The organism is Sulfuriflexus mobilis (genome assembly GCF_003967195.1).
Taxonomy (GTDB): Bacteria; Pseudomonadota; Gammaproteobacteria; order AKS1; family AKS1; genus Sulfuriflexus; species Sulfuriflexus mobilis.
On the sequence record NZ_AP018725.1, the window covers coordinates 495338 to 512973 of the forward strand.

Annotated in this window: 19 protein-coding genes; 12 read left to right on the forward strand and 7 right to left on the reverse strand. The window is 51.8% G+C overall.

Annotated elements, in window-relative coordinates; genetic code table 11:
* Nucleotides 1-91 precede the first annotated feature (91 nt).
* Nucleotides 92-2995, forward strand: a complete 2904-nt coding sequence (locus EL386_RS02510) for a PEP/pyruvate-binding domain-containing protein (RefSeq protein ID WP_126452962.1) — start codon at nucleotides 92-94, stop codon at nucleotides 2993-2995.
* A gap of 51 nt (nucleotides 2996-3046) precedes the next feature.
* Nucleotides 3047-4330, forward strand: coding sequence for a serine hydrolase (locus tag EL386_RS02515; RefSeq protein ID WP_126452965.1), 1284 nt, complete (start codon nucleotides 3047-3049; stop codon nucleotides 4328-4330).
* Here EL386_RS02515 and EL386_RS02520 read toward each other — a convergent pair.
* Complete coding sequence (locus EL386_RS02520) at nucleotides 4298-5197, reverse strand: serine hydrolase (RefSeq protein WP_232020230.1); 900 nt, start codon at nucleotides 5195-5197, stop codon at nucleotides 4298-4300. The genes EL386_RS02515 and EL386_RS02520 overlap by 33 nt on opposite strands.
* A 75-nt stretch (nucleotides 5198-5272) precedes the next feature.
* Between EL386_RS02520 and EL386_RS02525 the strand changes: the two genes are divergently transcribed.
* A complete protein-coding gene (locus EL386_RS02525; protein ID WP_197722135.1) occupies nucleotides 5273-6559 on the forward strand; it encodes an NTP/NDP exchange transporter in 1287 nt (428 codons plus the stop codon).
* Nucleotides 6560-6856: 297 nt separating this feature from the next.
* Here EL386_RS02525 and EL386_RS02530 read toward each other — a convergent pair whose 3' ends face one another.
* A complete protein-coding gene (locus EL386_RS02530; RefSeq protein ID WP_126452971.1) occupies nucleotides 6857-7666 on the reverse strand; it encodes an outer membrane beta-barrel protein in 810 nt (269 codons plus the stop codon).
* 244 nt (nucleotides 7667-7910) lie between these two features.
* Here EL386_RS02530 and EL386_RS02535 point away from each other — a divergent pair, with 244 nt between their 5' ends.
* The 3 genes from EL386_RS02535 (at nucleotide 7911) to EL386_RS02545 (ending at nucleotide 9471) form a co-directional block, all read left to right on the forward strand.
* Nucleotides 7911-8147 (forward strand): hypothetical protein, encoded by a 237-nt coding sequence (locus EL386_RS02535; protein WP_126452974.1) that lies wholly within the window; start codon nucleotides 7911-7913, stop codon nucleotides 8145-8147.
* 142 nt (nucleotides 8148-8289) lie between these two features.
* Nucleotides 8290-8565: an ArsR/SmtB family transcription factor gene (locus EL386_RS02540; protein WP_172597585.1), complete on the forward strand. Its 276-nt coding sequence runs from the start codon at nucleotides 8290-8292 to the stop codon at nucleotides 8563-8565.
* 27 nt (nucleotides 8566-8592) lie between these two features.
* Nucleotides 8593-9471 carry an arsenite methyltransferase gene (locus EL386_RS02545; protein ID WP_126452980.1) on the forward strand — a complete coding sequence of 293 codons (879 nt, stop codon included), beginning with the start codon at nucleotides 8593-8595 and terminating at the stop codon, nucleotides 9469-9471.
* A gap of 359 nt (nucleotides 9472-9830) precedes the next feature.
* On the opposite strand, the gene EL386_RS02550 is transcribed toward EL386_RS02545, so the two are convergent.
* The 4 genes from EL386_RS02550 to EL386_RS02565 form a co-directional block, all read right to left on the reverse strand.
* On the reverse strand, nucleotides 9831-10583 hold the full coding sequence (locus tag EL386_RS02550; RefSeq protein ID WP_126452983.1) for a VC0807 family protein: 753 nt from the start codon (nucleotides 10581-10583) through the stop codon (nucleotides 9831-9833).
* 22 nt (nucleotides 10584-10605) lie between these two features.
* Nucleotides 10606-10980, reverse strand: a complete 375-nt coding sequence (locus tag EL386_RS02555; protein ID WP_197722136.1) for a rhodanese-like domain-containing protein — start codon at nucleotides 10978-10980, stop codon at nucleotides 10606-10608.
* Nucleotides 10981-11110: 130 nt separating this feature from the next.
* Complete coding sequence (locus EL386_RS02560; protein ID WP_197722137.1) at nucleotides 11111-11782, reverse strand: Bax inhibitor-1/YccA family protein; 672 nt, start codon at nucleotides 11780-11782, stop codon at nucleotides 11111-11113.
* Nucleotides 11782-12171 (reverse strand): HPF/RaiA family ribosome-associated protein, encoded by a 390-nt coding sequence (locus EL386_RS02565; protein WP_126452986.1) that lies wholly within the window; start codon nucleotides 12169-12171, stop codon nucleotides 11782-11784. The genes EL386_RS02560 and EL386_RS02565 overlap by 1 nt, the downstream gene beginning before the upstream one ends.
* Nucleotides 12172-12291: 120 nt before the next feature.
* On the opposite strand from EL386_RS02565, the gene nhaR reads away from it, so the two are divergent.
* The 6 genes from nhaR (at nucleotide 12292) to EL386_RS02590 (ending at nucleotide 17046) form a co-directional block, all read left to right on the forward strand.
* Entirely contained in the window at nucleotides 12292-13230 is a 939-nt protein-coding gene (nhaR, locus tag EL386_RS02570) for a transcriptional activator NhaR (protein WP_126452990.1), read from the forward strand.
* Entirely contained in the window at nucleotides 13227-14615 is a 1389-nt protein-coding gene (nhaA, locus tag EL386_RS02575) for a Na+/H+ antiporter NhaA (protein ID WP_126452992.1), read from the forward strand. The genes nhaR and nhaA overlap by 4 nt, the downstream gene beginning before the upstream one ends.
* A 109-nt stretch (nucleotides 14616-14724) precedes the next feature.
* Entirely contained in the window at nucleotides 14725-15018 is a 294-nt protein-coding gene (locus EL386_RS15915) for a cation:proton antiporter domain-containing protein (RefSeq protein ID WP_126457199.1), read from the forward strand.
* A gap of 191 nt (nucleotides 15019-15209) precedes the next feature.
* Nucleotides 15210-15365, forward strand: a complete 156-nt coding sequence (locus EL386_RS15565; RefSeq protein WP_172597586.1) for a hypothetical protein — start codon at nucleotides 15210-15212, stop codon at nucleotides 15363-15365.
* 499 nt (nucleotides 15366-15864) lie between these two features.
* Nucleotides 15865-16479, forward strand: a complete 615-nt coding sequence (locus EL386_RS02585; protein WP_126452995.1) for a BMC domain-containing protein — start codon at nucleotides 15865-15867, stop codon at nucleotides 16477-16479.
* A 3-nt stretch (nucleotides 16480-16482) separates the two neighbouring features.
* Nucleotides 16483-17046 (forward strand): NUDIX hydrolase, encoded by a 564-nt coding sequence (locus EL386_RS02590; RefSeq protein ID WP_126452997.1) that lies wholly within the window; start codon nucleotides 16483-16485, stop codon nucleotides 17044-17046.
* Between the two features lie 25 nt (nucleotides 17047-17071).
* Here EL386_RS02590 and EL386_RS02595 read toward each other — a convergent pair whose 3' ends face one another.
* The gene (locus EL386_RS02595; protein ID WP_126453000.1) at nucleotides 17072-17566 is read right to left on the reverse strand and encodes a 5-(carboxyamino)imidazole ribonucleotide mutase; all 495 of its coding nucleotides are present in this window, start codon (nucleotides 17564-17566) and stop codon (nucleotides 17072-17074) included.
* Between the last annotated feature and the right edge of the window lie 70 nt (nucleotides 17567-17636).

Genomic DNA, 17636 nt, shown 5'->3' on the forward strand with positions numbered 1-17636 from the left:
AGCTGATCGACATCAAGCCAAAGTAGTACAATGTTAAAACCTGATGTTAACTATCATTAATAGACCTTAGGATTTTATCTTGCTGACAGTCATGCGGTGCATTTTATTCGTTCTGGTCATCGGCCTTTCGATGACAGGGCAGGCGGGTGATAAGCCGACAAACCAGACGAATAAAGAATTCTCCCGCTGGGTCGAGGCCTTCAAACTGTCAGCAAAAGGGCCTTTTAATCAGATCCGCTGGTATTGCAAGGACGGCACCGTGTTACCGCCACAGGCCGGGGCTTGCGCCAAACATGGCGGCGGTATCCAGCATGGTCAATGGAATGAGCAAACACGAAAACTCAGGGCGTCCGGTTATTACATAGGCAATGTCCTTGCCGCCGTGGAGACGGATGCCGTCATAGGTACGGCCGGACAGAGGCAAGCCCTCAAGCAAATCCTCCTCGAGCGCTACTTGATGGCGGCCGATGATGGCTGGATATTTCGTGGCGCACGTTATTACCGTGGCGCTATGCAGATTGAGGATGAGGTCGTCGGCGCCCGGCGTTTGCTCATTGCCCTCAGTCAGGCACAACAAAACCGCCCCCGGGATTTTTTGTTATTGCGGGTCGCGGCGCGACTGCTGCCGCATGGCGAGGAGAGCACGGATGTGGCCCGGGTGCGGCAGTTATCCACGCAGCTCGGTGAGCGGGATGCGGGCTTCGAGAAGTTGCGTAACAAGATCCATTCCCAGCCCGATATCGGCGATGCCGCCCGTGTGCGTGACTATGCGGCCGAGCACGTGGCCAGGAATCTGGCGCAAGACTACCTGCAGCTCGCCGATGCCATTGACGCCGTGTATCGGCCCGGGCAGGTGGATAGCACGTTGGCCGCGTTGGTACGCAGTCTGCCGCGGCGGCTGATCGCCGATAAGTTCCGTCGTGGCCGCCATGCGTTCAAGCAGGACCCGGCCCCGGCAGAACGACTGCACCTGGCCGCACGCCTGCTGGCCGTGTTGCGGGATGAATTTCCCTACCTGACGAGCCCGGTGCAATGGCTGGATACACTGGATGTCAGCCTGGCCCTGGAACGTGAAGTCTTTACCGCCGGTGCCGCCCTGCGTGAGGGGCTTGGCAAACAAAGTCGCCGCCAGCGTATCGTCTTGCTCAAGGATGTGGCGATGGCACTGTACGGCAGTGGTGAAATCAGTTCACGGCAGTGGCAGAGTGTGTCAGACGTTCTCGAGCAGTTATTGCGCGACAATATCAGCCTGTCCGAATACCGCCAGCATTTGCGTTACCTGTCACGTCTGCCGGGTTGGATCGACCGCGCTTACCAGTTCCACTTTGCCGAGACGGTTGCGCACCTCGCTGCCATCGAGGCGAAGACCTCGCGTTTCATCCCGGATCAGCTGCGCGGCGGTGCGGCATTGTTTGGCTCTGCGCTGCTCGATGGCCTGAGTATCGATGCCGATCGCCTGGCACAGGTCAGTCATAGTCTGTTTGGCAAGCCGGTGGGTAGCGGCCTGCGCATGCTGAACCCCGGCCTGGCCCGTGGCACCCTGCATACGGATACAGATGCCAATAGCCAAACATTACAGGCTGACGGCATATACGTGCTGCCGGAGACGATGCCGGAGTTGCCGCCGGTAACGGGCATCCTCACGCTTGGCGAGGGCAATATGCTTTCCCATATTCAGCTCCTGGCCCGCAATCTCGGCATCCCCAATGTTGTCATTGATGATCGCGTTCACAGCGTGTTGCGACACGATGATGGCAGCAAGGTGGTCATGGCCGTGAGTCCGGGGGGGCGGGTACTGCTCGAGCGGGACGGGCCAAAATGGGAACGCATCTTTGGCAGTGCCGGTCCCCTGGCCCATGAACGTATCGATGCGAACGTGCAGAAACTCGACCTACAGGTTCGCGACTTGTTTGGCCTCGGGCAGTTGCGCGCCACTGATGCCGGGCGCATTGCCGGGCCGAAGGCCGCCAACCTTGGTGAGCTGCGGTATCAATTTCCCGGCAACGTCCCGTCGGGTGTCGTGATCCCCTTTGGTGTATTTTACGCCCTGCTGCAACAACCTGGGAAGGAAACGGGACAGACCCTGTTCGAGTGGATGCAGGCAGAGTACCGGCGCATGGATAGCCTCGTGGGTGAGCCACAGCAGCAGGCCCGGCACAGGTTTCTCAAGACACTGCGTGAGCGGATCCTGCACAGTGACCCGGGAGTAGAATTTCGTACGCAACTGCGTGAGGCCCTGCACCGACATCTCGGTGAAGAGGATAATTACACACTGTTTGTGCGCAGTGATACCAACATGGAAGACCTTCCCGGTTTCACCGGGGCGGGCCTGAACCTGACCGTGCCGAATGTGAAAGGCTTCGATGCACTGCTTGATGCCATCAGGCAGGTGTGGGCCTCACCGTTTACTGAACGCGCCTTCAATTGGCGACAACGGCGCATGCAACAACCCGAGCATGTGTATGTTTCTGTATTGCTCATGCCCAGTGTTGCGGTAGACAAATCGGGTGTCATGGTCACGGCCGATGTTGCCGCGGATAAACCGGGTTGGATCACGGTGGCCATGAATGAAGGTGTCGGTGGCGCGGTGCAGGGACAGGCCGCCGAAGAGCTGCGTATTAACGTAGCGAGCGGCCAGGTGCAGTTGCTGGCCGAGGCCAGCAGCCCTGTGCGCCGGGTTCTCAATGCACAAGGCGGGCTGGATAGCTTGCCGGTCTCCGCGAGTGAGGAGGTACTGTCAGCAGAGGAAATCCGCCAATTGCGCGACCTGGCGAGGGAGTTGCCGCGGCGTTTCCCGATGCAGGACGAACAGGGGCAGGCCGCGGCGATCGATGTGGAATTCGGTTATTATGCAGACAAACTGATACTTTTCCAGGCGCGGCCCTATCTGGCGAGTCGCAGTGCGCAGAAGAACCAGTATCTGAAAGACCTGGATGCCGGGTTGCATGACAGTGGGCAACAACGCATCGTGCTTGATGATGTGCCAGCGGAATAATGTGCTACCGGAATGTTGTGATGCTTAAGTAATGTGATATTGGAGCGGGCGATGAAGACGATTGGTGGTTTAGTGTTTTTACTGGCGCTGTTGATATGGCGGCCGTTCGCATTTGCCTACCCGATTGATGGCGCCGCGCTGACCGGTATCGAGCGTCTCGAAGGTTACCGTCAGGCGCAGATTAATAAGAACTATGGACGCTTACTGCCGCGCGGTGCCCGCTTGACCACCGCAGAGGTAGACCTGCGCCTGACCTCACGTACAGCTCTCGATGTGCCCACTGCTGATGCCGACTTCAGCCGCGAGGTGGTCGCCTTGTTACAGGAGCTATCACAGGGGCAGGCCGATGACTTTGGTCTGGCGGTACTCGACCTTAGCGATAGTGCCCATCCCGTGTATGCCGAACACCGCGCCGACGTACGTTTTAATCCCGGCAGCGTCGGCAAGCTGGGCGTGGCCATGGGTGTGTTCCAGGCCCTGGCCAGTGCCTGGCCGGACGATGTCGAGGCGCGCCGGCGAGTGCTGCGAGAGGCGCAGGTCGTCGCCGATGCGTTTATTTATCATGACCATCACAAGGTGCCGTTCTGGGACCCCCAGGCGCAACGCCTCTCCAGCCGCAAACTCCATGAAGGCGATACGGCTAATCTCTGGACGTATCTCGACTGGATGCTTTCCGCCAGTTCCAATGCCGCTGCCTCCATGACCATGAAACACATGATGTTGTTGTCGCAGTTTGGTCGCGAATACCCACTCGGCGGGGACAGGGAGCAAGACTTCTTTAGTCGTACACCGCGGTCAGAACTCAGCAGGCTGCTGGCACGCGCATTTCGGGACGGGCTCGATGCCAGTAGTGTGGACAGCAACCGTTTTCGCCAGGGCAGTTTCTTTAGTGCGACGGGAAAACGGCTGGTGCCTGGTCAGAACAGTTACGCCACGCCCCGCGAGTTGATGCGCTTTCTGTTGCACCTCGAACAGGGCAAGGTGGTGGATGATTTTTCCAGCCGTGAAATCAAGCGCCTGCTGTATATGACCCAGCGGCGTATCCGCTACGCCTCATCACCGGCATTGGATGATGCGGCGGTGTACTTCAAGTCGGGTTCCTATTATCGCTGCAAGAGTGAAGAAGGCTTCAAATGCCGCAAGTACCGCGGCAATGCGGTGAACCTGCTCAATTCCGTGGCCATCATCGAGTCGCCGGCCGGCAAGGCCGATGGACTGTTTTATATGGTGGTGATGACGTCGAATGTGCTGAAGAAGAATGCAGCGCTACTGCATCAGGATATCGGTACGCGATTACACCGCTTAATCGAGCGCCGCCACGCGGTTAGACCCTGACTCTGGTTGCATGACCAGATCGTCCATGGCGACGATGAGTTTTTCCATCCAGCGACCGCCCTTGCTGTCATTGGCGAGTGCCACGGCGATGTAACGGCGACCATCGCGTTCAACGATAGCGCTGTCCGCATGCCATTGTCGCCAGCTGCCTGACTTGCGGTAGATCGTCGAACCCGGGCGGTTAGCGCTCAGGCCTTTGACAAACTTGTGGTTGATGCCCGGCTTGCTGAGGATGGCCTTCATCTCGCGGCTCAATTCCGGGGAGACCAGCCTGTCGGTTTCCAGCAGGTAATAGAAACGCGCGACCTGGAAGACGTTGGCACCATGGGAGAGGTGATGCAGCGGGTCACGCTTGAAGGCTGAACCCTTACCGTATTCCTTGCCGACCCACAGACCACCGTCATGGTCCTTGTCATACAGGGCGTAACGGGGTGACTGCAACAGGTCGGTGAGAAATTGTTTGCCGACACGGTTGAGCATTTCGGTGGCGGCACGGTTCGAGGAATAACGAATCATCTTCACCAGGGTCGCACGGGTCTTCTCATCCAGCTGCATGTCACCGCGCTCGATACGCGCGAAGGCGCCGAGCAGAATGGCGATCTTCGGCAGGCTGGCGGCATACATCATGTTGCGGCCGTTGATGGAGGCGAGGCGCGGGTGCTGTTCGTCGGTGATGTCGACGAGGGCAACAGCAAGTCTACTTTGCCGGGCTGCCTGGTTGAGGCCAAGCTCGGCGAGGACATGTTCAAGCTTTTTCTGCAGACGGGCGTCTTTATTATCGGCCAGGCGCGGCGGCTGGCTACGCCCGGCAATAGCCGGCGCGGCGATAAACGCCGCCAAAAGTAGTGCTATTGAGAGTTTTCTCATAGGCATATTAGTAAAGTATAGGGGGATTTATCCTTCTCGCAAAGAACTGCTTCACACTGTTATGATTAATCTTAAATGGAATCACCCCCTCAGACCCCTTCAAATCCTCGTCAGGTGGCGCACCCCGGCCTGCGCACGGCCGTCTTATTTGCCAATTTTTTCTTAATAATCATGGCATTATATCACCTTAAGCCTGCCAGTCGATCGCTGGTGCTGGAGGCACTGGGCTCGGAATCACTCCCCTATATCTGGATCGCCTCCGCTGTCAGCCTGTTCCTGCTCATCAGCCTGTATCACCGCATCCTGGACCGTTACAGCCGCCTGCAGGTCGTGTTGGGCAGCTGCGTGGTGTTTATCCTCTCGCTGGTACTGATACGGGTGTTGCTCATATTCCCGGGTAAACTCGTGCCGATCGTGTTTTATGTCTTTGTTGATATCCTCGGCGTGGTCCTGGTCGAACAGTTCTGGAGCCTGACCAACAGTATCTACAGTACCGCGGAAGGCAAACGCTGGTACGGCATGGTCGGCACCGGCGGGCTGGTGGGGGGCATGGCGGGTGGCGGAGCCGCGGCACTGATCATCAACTATACGCCCTTGCAAACCCCGGACCTGCTATTGGTAGCCGCACTCATTATCGGCATCATCTATGCACTGACCCGCATGATGGCGCGCTTCAGGCTATATGTGGTCGAACCGCGGCCCAGTATTTCGACGGCAGAAAGTAAAAACGGCTGGCGTGCCCTGAGTCATAATCGCTACCTGTTGCTGATTGCCGCCGCGCTGTTACTGGCACAACTGGTATCGCCCTTGGTCGAATACCAGTACCTGAGGATTGTTGAGTCGTTGTATCCCGATCGGGAGGCGCGCACGGCGATCTTGTCGTTGTTTTTCAGCCTGATGAATGCGGTATCGATCTTCGTTAATGTGCTGGTGACACCGTTGGTGCTGCGTTATTTTGGCGTCCTGGCGGGGCTGTTGGTACAACCGCTGGCACTGGCGACGACCTCGTACGGATTTGTCCTGCAGCCGACGCTGTGGCCGGCGGCGACCATGAAGATCAGTGACCGCGGCCTGTCCTATTCCATCAACCGGGCCTCCAAGGAACTGCTTTATATCCCGGTCGACCCCGTGATCATGTACCGGGCCAAGGCCTGGATCGACATGTTTGGTTATAGGATCTTCAAGGTCTTCGGTTCCATGCTCATTATCGTCCTGACCCAATGGACGGCGATTGCCACCGGTTATGCCGACCTGAGTTGGGTGATTATTTCTGGTTGTGTAGTCTGGATACTGGTCTTGATCAATCTGCATCGTGAATACCGGCTACTCAGCCACCCGGTGACGCCCGAAGCCGCTCGGTAATAGAGACGTTTTTTGGACTTGATAATAATTTCTTATAGATAGGTAATTTACGGTTGCAAGGGTCTTTTGCGGCAGGTGTGGTTGCCGTATGATGACTATTCGAGCGCGCTGTATTATTGTGGTCAATATCGGGCGTGCTATATCAAGATACGCTGATATATTCCGCAGGTGTTAGTTGCGGAATACGGTTACCCCGGCAAGAGGGGGCGTAAAATAGTGGTCTGTTCCCTCAGATATCTCATAAAAAAAGGCCGGTCAGATTAACTGCCCGGCCTATCCAAAAGCATTGATCAATAGTTAGAATCGTACGACTATACCTGCTGACAGAAAGTCAATGTCGTCTTCATCACCGACATCCTTATAGACTTCGTATTCAGCTCGGATACCAATAGTCTTGTTAAAATCATACTGTGCGCCTACACCAAGGACAATGTCGGTACCACTATCATCACCATTGAGATTGACAGCCGTTGCACCTACAGAAGCTGTGCCTTGTGAATTTACATCCCAGAAGTAGGCACCAAGGCGACCGATTACTGAAAAATTATCTGTGGCCGGGTAGGAACCAACCAGAGACAGCGAGTAACCATCCACATCCGCATCACCGTTAAAGGTTGCAGATACAGGCGCTGTGATGATTGTATCAATATCATAAGTACCCAGATCAACATAACCCAGTTCGACAGCAAAATTCTTATGGAACTGCCAGCCTACAAAAGCTTTATAACCTGTGTCGGTATCTTCGATATCGGTACTGCTAGTGAACCCCGCTGCGGCGAACGCCGCATCAAAATCGGATTCACTTAGATCGTAGTCTGTGCGGCCAGCGCTTGCACCAACATACCACTGACTTTTAGCATGAGACTTAGCGGGTGCCGGTGGCGGAGCTGATGGCTTGACTTCGGCCGGCTTCGCCTTAGGGGCCTGGGCTTTACCCTCGGCCTCAAGTTCCTTAAGTATTCGATCCTGATCTGCATTACTGGAAGGTGCCGGGGCATCAGCGGAGACCGTAGTGGACAAAGCCATCAAGGTCAAGACCAGTAGACTGGTAACCAAGGAGCATCGGACAACTCCATCGCGTTGCACTGCGCGTGAATTACTGTTCATAGATTACTCCTCGCGATTCAATATAATAATGCTCTATCTATCCAGAATGCAGATGTGATTATTAATCATAATTCATTTAAACAGGTTAGTTAATAAGGGTAAACCATTATCCACAATAAATCCTGTAGCGAATTGATGCAGGTCATGACTATTTGAATCAAGGGATAGTTGTCACTTAAGGAAAAAAGGGGCCGGTGACAAATGATAATAATTCTCACCGACCCCTTTTATTGGTGACCGGGCCGTGCTCGCTGCATCCGATGCTGATGATAACCCGGTTACCCAGACCGAGTTGGCATTTGGTTATGAGGTCGACCGTGACTTTACGTGGGGCAAACTGAATGCGAACCTCGGTTACGAATGGCAGTACTGGATCAACCTGGCCGCGGCTGACATCATATTTGGCGGTATTGGCAATGATGATGTGCTCGAGAATGTCAGCTTTGACGGCTTCGTGCTGGGTATCGGTGCCGAGTTCTAGGCAAGTGTGAAAGGCTGGATTAAAAACGGCGGCCCTCGGGCCGCCGTTTTTTTTATTTATCGAATTGACACAAAGGCCGTTCCCCCATACAATTCGATACATGTCGAACTATTCCGTAATACAGATAGGGCAGCAGGCGGGGATGTTTCGGGCCCTGAGTAACCCGAATCGGTTGGCGCTGTTCCAGCGCCTGATGACCTGTTGTGTGCCGGGCACGAAGTGTGACCCGCAGCAGGCGACAAAGGTTTGTGTTGGGGACCTCGGCGAGGGGCTGGCGATTGCGCCGTCAACGCTCTCCCATCACCTGAAAATATTAAACGATGCCGGTCTTATCAATATGCAGCGGCGTGGCAAGCACATTGACTGCTGGGTAGAGCCGGCGGTATTGCAACAACTGGCCGGGTTCTTCAGTCACTGAGGCCGGCGGTTACCAGGAGAAAGTCTTATGAGCGAGAACAATTGTTGTGGCGGCAATAACAGCGGTACCGATCAACAGACCCATGATGACCACCGACAATCAGTGCGTGATGCCTATGCACAGGTGGCGAATGCCAGTAATGGGGGCGAGAGTTGTGGCATTGAGAGCAGCTGCTGTGGCGTCTCGGACGATACGGCGATTAACACGCTGATCTCAACCCGGCTTGGCTACAGTGAGGCCGACCTGGTCACGGTGCCTGATGGCGCGGACATGGGCCTGGGTTGTGGTAACCCGCGGGCGATCGCCTCACTGAAACCCGGTGAGGTTGTCGTCGATCTCGGTTCCGGCGGCGGTTTTGACTGTTTTCTCGCTGCGCAGGAGGTTGGTGCCAGCGGTCAGGTGATCGGCATCGACATGACCCCGGATATGCTCAGCAAGGCACGCGCGAATGCCAGCAAGGGCAAGTTTACAAATGTCGAATTTCGCCTCGGCGAGATCGAACACCTGCCGGTCGCGAATGACACGGCCAATGTCATCATATCTAATTGCGTGATCAATCTGTCGCCGAACAAGCAACAGGTCTTCAGGGAAACCTTCCGCATCCTGCAGCCGGGTGGGCGTCTGGCGATCTCTGATGTGGTGGCGACGATTGAATTGCCGGAAGAAATGCGTAATGACCCGATGCTGGTTGCCGGTTGCATGGGTAATGCGTCGTTGATCGAAGACTTGAAAGAAATGATCACGGCCGCCGGTTTTGAAGACGTGCGCATCGAGCCGAAGGACGAGTCAAAAGACTTTATTCGTGACTGGGCGCCCGACCATAACGTCACCGACTACGTGGTCTCTGCCAGCATCGAGGCGGTTAAACCGGATCCGAGTGGGTGTTGTGGTGGGGGTCGTTGTTAAGTTGTTTAGGATTTTATTTGCTATTGAGGAAAGCCCGGCATCGCCGGGCTTTTTTGTGTTTATTTCTAAGAGATTTTTAAGTTTTTAAAGCAGTTGTTTTTTCACCTTAGAACCCCTTCGGGTTTCTCCCTAGAATCTCTTCGAGCTTCATCAGGGATTCCCTGCTCTTGCTCCGCAAGTTCTGGTTATTAGGTACTTCCTACGCTTCACTTAGAACCTCTACGAGTTTCATTAAGTACCTCCTGAACTTGCTTCACAAGTTCTGGGCGCGCTACTGTCGCGCGCATACCGCGGGCGTGTTATTTTTCATTACTTGTCTAAGAGTAATCTAACCCTTTTCCCTGGGCGCAAGCTTCTGTTTAACCTGATGCATTGTCATGCTTCCCTTCCGAGCTGTGTGTGACCAGTATTTCTTCCAGTGCAAGTCCGGTCATGCCATGGATCGTCCGCCATAGGTAATACAAGACTGCCATCGTCATGAACATGGAGGGAATGACGATGACTGGATAACTGAGCAGAGTCATCTGACCGAGTTCCTCGTTGAAAGCAGCGCTACCTGCCGGGCTGGTAACAATCCACTTGGCCAGGATGTAGTTCATCGTAGCTGAAAAGAGAAAAGTGCCGCTAAGTAGATACGTGGCGTTCAGCAGACGACCTTCAAATGCTGCGGTATTTCTACGATCATTGAGTTCCCGTTTGATCTTGCTGACATCCATAATCTTCGGACTATAGAGGAGTGTTTTGATCAGCGGATAACGGGTGCGCGTGGAAACTAACACCGCGATACCGATCAGTCCGGGTATAGCGGCTTCCTTGACGGCCAGCCACTGCAGATCGAGTTGTAACAGACCGATACCGCCGGTGAGCAATACGCTGATTAACCCGAGCAATGCAATAAAATTGAATTTTTTATACTTGAGTAGTTCGAACATGCCCCAGCCCACAGGGAAAGCGAGCGCCACTATCAGAGCAGTACTCGCCCCAAGGTCACCATCACCACTGAGCTTCATCAGGATCACTGAAGGAATAACAATACTGACCAGCAGGTCAATCATTGGGTGTGGTTTATGGCCAGGAGAATGTTGTGTGCCTGTGTTGGGGATATTGGTCATACTCTGTCTCTGATTTAGGGTTTTACAAGCGCGTTACCGGTCTCTCATCACGGATCCATTGGGTGATGCCATTGCGTACATTGAAGACATTTGTGTAGCCCATTTGTTCGACCATGTGGCGCGCCAGTGTTCTGGTACGGCTGCCAGTACGGCAGATCAATATCACTGGATCATCTTTGCCTACGACACGGGTGAAACGGGGCAGAAAATCTGGCATCGCACGTCCACCTGCATCCACAAAGGTCAGCAGCTGACTGCCTTCGATCACACCCGTCTGGCGCCATTCTTCCAGACGTCGTATGTCATAAATCGGCACACCCTGTTCAAGCATGGTCTTTAACTGATCATTACCCAGATTGCTATAAGGAGGCTCGGCGCAAGCTGATAGCAGGGTCACCGATAGAAAAATCCCAAGGAAACGAAAACTCTGGTACTTTCTCCATCGTGGAGTTAAAGCAATAACTGGCTTGTTAAAACAAAACCCGGGGAACCTGTTCGTCTGTCCGGGCATTGTTTCGTTGTTATCGTTATTCATTGCCATTCATAAACCCGAGCAGATGCAACAGGCTGGTAAACAGGTTGAAGATAGAGACATACAGGGTCACGGTCGCCATGATGTAGTTGGTTTCACCACCGTGAATGATGTTACTGGTTTCGTACAGGATTAGCCCGCCCATGAGTAAGACGAACATAGAAGACACCGCCAGAGATAATACCGGCATCTCGAAAAATATCGCCCCCAACCCGCCGAGGAAGGCCACCAGGATACCCACCATCAGGAAGCCACCCATGAAACTGAAGTCCTTGCGGCTGACCAGCGCATAACCCGATAGACCCAGGAAGATAGCACCCGTCGCGCCCATGGCGGTCATCACCACCTGACCACCATTAGGCAGGGCCAGATAACTATTAAGGATCGGTCCGAGCGTGTAACCCATAAAACCGGTCAGGACGAATACGCAGGCTATCCCTAAGCTGCTATTCCGGAATTTTGCTGTCAGGAACAGCAGGCCGAAATAGCCACCGAGAGTTAGCAGGATCCCGGGGTGTGGCAGATTCAGCATCATCGAGGTGCCTGCCGTCAGCGCACTGAACAACAGGGTCATGGAGAGCAACATATAGGTGTTGCGGATCACCTTGTTGGTAGCGAGTACGGCCGTTTGTGTCCGGGCCGTGGTATTTGGCATGGAAATATTCATTATGGATTGTCTCCAATCAGGTCATTAACAGATTCAGGTATTTCGGTGAGTGCTTCCATTTCGCGCGGAACGGATGAGCGATCTCTGTCACGATGTCGTGCCAGCCGACGCCCAACGGTTCGCCCGGCTCGATCCGCAGCACGGTCGATAGCGGCGTAGAGATCCACCTCGGTATCTTCGATTACTACATCAGGTAGATGCGGTAGTATCACCTGAATGTGGCAGCATTTGTCTGCCCCGCCACGCGGGCCATTAATATCAGACAGCCGTACCATGATGCGCAGGATATGCTCATCTCTGGTGCTTAGCGCAAAGCACAACCGCCGTTCAACGCGGTCGCGCAAGGCATTCGTCAGAGGGAAATTACGTGATTGAATATCGATCTGCATTGTCGCCTCCCTTGTATCGGTCTGGTGATTAACGGAGCCTAGGGTAGGCCAATTCAAAACTGAGGAAAAGTCGAATATTATTGCTATAGTCATCGTAATTCACGAAGTGATTACAGGGTGATGATTAACTATAAACATCTTCATTATTTCTGGGTGGTGGCAAAGGAAGGTGGCATTGCGCGCGCCAGCGAACGCCTGCATCTGACGCCTCAGACCATCAGCGGGCAACTCAGTCTGCTGGAAGAAAACCTCGGCGAGGCACTGTTTAACCGCGTCGGGCGAAATCTTGAGATGACAGAAACCGGCCGGCTGGTGTTGAGCTATGCTGACGAAATTTTTTCACTCGGCGGTGAGCTCGAAGAAATGGTGCGCAATCTTCCAGGGGGCAGGCCGATGGTATTCAAGGTCGGCGTTGCCGATGTGGTGCCGAAGTCCATTGCCTACCGCTTGCTGGCCCCGGCGCTACAATTGCCGGAGCCTGTTCGCATTGTCTGTCGGGAAGGTGCCATCGATTCTTTACTGGCCGAACTGGCCGTACACCAGGTTGATTTGGTCATCGCCGACGGGCCTATTCCAGCTGGCCTGAACGTGCGTGGTTTTAATCACCCCCTTGGTGATTGTGGCATCAGCTTTTTTGCCGCGCCCAAACTGGCTCGTAAGCTCGGCAAAGACTTTCCGCAAAGTCTAAGCGGCGCACCATTGCTGCTACCGGGTGAAATGACCGTGGTAAGGAGCCGACTCATACAGTGGTTTAACGAACTTCATCTGCATCCGCGCATCGTTGGCGAGTTTGATGACAGTGCTTTGATGAAGGCCTTTGGTCAGGCCGGAACCGGCGTGTTCATCGCCCCAACACCCATTGCAAAGGAAGTTGAAAAACAATACGGAGTGGTGTCTATTGGTCAGACGGATGAGGTGCGCGAACAATTTTACGCCATTTCCGTGGAGCGTAAGATCTCTCACCCGGCAGTATCCGCGATCACGGAAGCGGCGCGTGAATGGTTATTTACAAATGTCTCGGCAGGACGTAAACAAAAAACAAGCAGGAAAAAATCATGATCGAACAAGACAACAAACCAGCAGACTCAACAGAGAAAGGGATTTTCCATGCCCCGTGGGAAAAGTCATTCGACAAAATACTCAGCCCCTTTGAAGAGTTTATCCATCGCCAGACCACCAGTGGCTTACTGCTGATGGGCTGTGCGGTTATTGCCCTGCTGTTGGCTAATGGCCCGCTGGCATCTGCCTACGCACATTTAGTACATACCCTCATTAGCCTCAACATCGGTAACTGGAAGCTGGAAATGAGTCTGCACCACTGGATTAATGATGGCTTGATGGCATTGTTTTTCTTTGTGGTCGGTTTGGAGCTCAAGCGCGAAATGCTGGTAGGTGAATTAGCAAAACTGCGTAATGCCGCACTGCCGATCGGCGCGGCTATTGGCGGCATGGTAGTACCGGCATTGATCTATTTCATTTTCAATCCGGACGGTGATGCGGCGCGCGGCTGGGGTATCCCCATGGCTACCGATATTGCCTTCGCCATCGGCGCACTGGCACTACTGGCGAGTCGGGTACCCAAGGCCCTGATCACTTTTCTCGTGGCGCTGGCCATTGTCGATGATCTCGGCGCGGTGATGGTGATTGCAGTATTTTATACGGATACCATTGCACTCGTTCCACTCGCCGCAGCCGGTGGACTGTTTGCATTGCTGCTGGCGTTTAATATGTTCGGCATTCGCAAAACCATGCCATATTTTATTGTTGCCGTGTTTCTCTGGTATGCCTTACTGCTGTCCGGCGTGCACGCCACTATGGCAGGTATTCTCGGTGCATTATCGGTACCTGCCATTCCCAAATACAACCCGGAACGTTTCAGTGAGCATGTCAGGGATCTTATGCAGCGTTTCGATGCCGGCCATCAGCCTGGCAAGAGCATTATGAACAATGAAAAGTTACGAGCAGTGGTACAGACTCTGGAGAATGGTGTGCACAGTGTTGAAGCCCCGCTGCAACGGCTCGAACACGTCTGGCATATACCCGTGGCTTACCTGGTGATTCCGGTTTTTGCGCTTGTTAATGCCGCTATCCCGATGGATTTTTCTTCTCTAGGTCAAAGTTTTACCCACCCGGTAATGTTAGGTGTCACGCTGGGGCTGGTGCTGGGTAAGTTTATTGGTATCACCGGCGTCTGCTGGTTGATGCTGAAACTGGGCATAGCGGAATTACCCAAAGAGACCCGGTTTACCCAGATTGCAGGGGTGTCCTTGCTGGCGGGGATCGGATTCACCATGTCCATCTTTGTTGCACAGCTTGGCTTCGAAGGGAACGAAGATCTACTGTTGATGGCCAAGACAGGTATTCTTGCAGCTTCACTGCTGGCGGGCGTGGCAGGTTTCATCTGGCTTTACCTGGCGAGTAAATCGGTAGCGGCTAAGCAGTAAATACCAGAGTAATAATGGAAGCCCATGATTTTTTCCTTACCCTGCTAATCATCCTGCTGACGGCGCGCATATTCGCTGAGCTGGCAACACGCATGCGCGGGTCGCGAGGATAGTATTAGGCCCTTCAGGTCTGGCTTATATCGAGAATTACGATGAGATTGCGCACCTTGCTGAGTTGGGCGTTGTGCTGCTGTTGTTTGTGATCGGGATAGAAATTAACCCATCCCGCCTCTGGCGGATGAAGGGGGTTGTATTAGGACGTGGATCGCTCCAGGTGCTAATAACCGGAGGACTGATAACTGTCATAGCCCGCGAATCCCTTAATTCTTCATGGTCGGAAAAGAAAGTTTATTTCCCAGGTGGGCTAACCAGTCCACTTTTATGCATGGCTTCTGGTACCTGATGTTCGACACTACTGAAAACGAGATTAATCTCAACATCATTTAGTCTTTTTGCGACTTTATGCATTTTCCCTCACCGGATATTGATGTTTATCAATGAGAAGTATTGAAGATATCAATTTCAATAAAAGTCATAACGCTTGTAGAATCGCCAGTTGTTAAATTGGGTAGAGATTGATTTTGAGGTATTAAAATGAAGAAGGAAGCCGGTTTATTGCGTAAGACGTTACAACAAGTATTTACTGCATTTGCCCATGAACATAGCGGTGAAATGTTGTCTTTATCAGGAAAACATCAGATATTATCGGATGATTTAATAAGCTCGACTGTTAAAGATAAACAATCCTAGCCACTGAAAAATATATCGTTTTCTAACAGGATACTTCTCGCATTCGATAAAGATATTGAGGATGAGTTAATCAGGTATTCAATTGGTGCGGCTAGGTATTTTAATGCAAGAATCGATATTCTCAGCAGTATGGGCAAAGACGAATTCAATAGAATCATGAATAAGGAACTGATAAGGCAGACAATACCCTGGAGCTATATCCAGCTTGAAACAGAACTCATAGCGGGTATTTCTGATTATACATCCAGTCACTCAAATGTAGTGTTTATGGTGACGAGTCAACACCAGGCACTTACCGAACATTATACTAAAACAAAGCATGCCGCTTAAAAGGGCATGTAACTGCCGATTTTGCCAGCCCCCCACCTATTGATAGACGATAGGCTATCGATCATCTAATCATTATTTATTTGTATATAACCATAGTGTTTCATAAGCTCTTTTCCTGTAAATCATAGATATCTATTGATGCAATTGAAGAAAATAGTGAAGTAATTTCATGGTTAAACTTAAAACCTATGTTTATATCGACGCATTACAGCCACAGTTAGCAGAATATATGGCTTCTGTGTCTCAGGGCTTTCCTCCCGTACCCGGGGATGCTTGTCTGTGGGTTGAGGTTTCACCAGGTATGGCCATTCACCGTGTTACAGATATTGCGTTAAAAGCATCCCAGGTAAAACTGACTCAACAAATTGTCGAGCGCGCATTTGGTTCAATGGTAATACATCATAGAGATCAGAGTGATGTGATTGAGTCAGGCAGAATATTGTTATCGAGTATAGATGCTGATGTAAACGATAGAGAGCATTGTGATATTCAATGGCACGATATTATTCATGGGATGACATCAGATCACGCTGTTTTGATTAACCGCCAACATCGGGGCGGTTCAATGATATTGCCTGGTGAGAGCATGTTTATTCTTGAGGCTCAGCCAGCCGGTTATATTGTCTATGCTGCTAATCAGGCAGAGAAAGCAGCAAATATTACATTAGTTGATGTGCGTGCAGTGGGTGCCTACGGTCGCTTAACAATATCAGGGAAAGAAGCGGATGTTGAAGAAGCTGCTGTCGCGGCAATCAGAGCGTTACAAAATCCATCAAGGACATAGTTAATGCATCGACAGGAACTTTTAAATTTATTAAAAGAGCACCATACACGTTTTATGGACGAAGCAGGATATGTACAGCGTGCAATAGGGTATATCGAGGAGCATGAAGATTGTTTCTATCGTGAACTATGGCCTATACATGTTACTGGTTCAGCATGGGTAATCAGTCCAGATTGTAATAAAATTTTAATGATGCATCATAAGAAACATGATCAATGGTTTCAGCCTGGTGGTCATGCAGATGGTGATGCAGACATTGTACGTGTCGCACTACGTGAAACATCAGAAGAAACGGGTATTGATATATCACAAGTTAAATTATTAGATTTAAATGTATTTGATGTTGATATACATAGTATTCCAGCTATGGGACATGAACCACAACATTATCATATTGATATCAGGTTCTTAGTGGAAATTGATGATAGCGTACCCGTGCCTGGTAATGATGAATCGCATCAGGTGCTATGGGTTAGTTTGTATGAGGTCACTCGTTATAATAATAACCGTTCAACTTATCGTATGCTGGAGAAGACTCGCCAACTACGCAACACGTTAGCTACTTGAAAATATTGCAATAGTGAATTAACGATTAAGCAGTGTATCTCGAATTTTCTTGTGCAGTATCTCCGCACTCATTCTGACTACGATACTTCATTAGATTTTCACGAATGCGTGGATATTTATTAGCAAGCATACTTGCTGCAAACAATGCTGCATTGACAGCACCTCCTGGTCCGGTGGTAAGCATCGAAACCTGGTTATCTATGTAGTTACGTGGGTCAAAATCATAAGATTTTTTATGTTTAGCAGAATTGGTTGTCATGGGGACACCAAGTACGGGTATCTCTGTTTTAGAGGCAAGAATTCCAGGTAAATATGCAGCACCAGCAGAGCCGGCGATGATAATTTCTAGACCGCGATCTATGGCATTGCCGGCATATTCATGCAATCGATTAATATTTTTATTTGCTGTGATGATTCGAGCTTCATAGGCAATACCCAAGTGAGCAAGTAATTTCGCCGTATGTTGCATGGTTGTCCATTGGAGCCTCGAGCCCATAATAATACCGACTTGCGTATGCATAAGACCACCCTCTTGTAAGAACGTGTAAATTTATGGTTATAACAAGCAAATAAAAAATGACTCACATGCT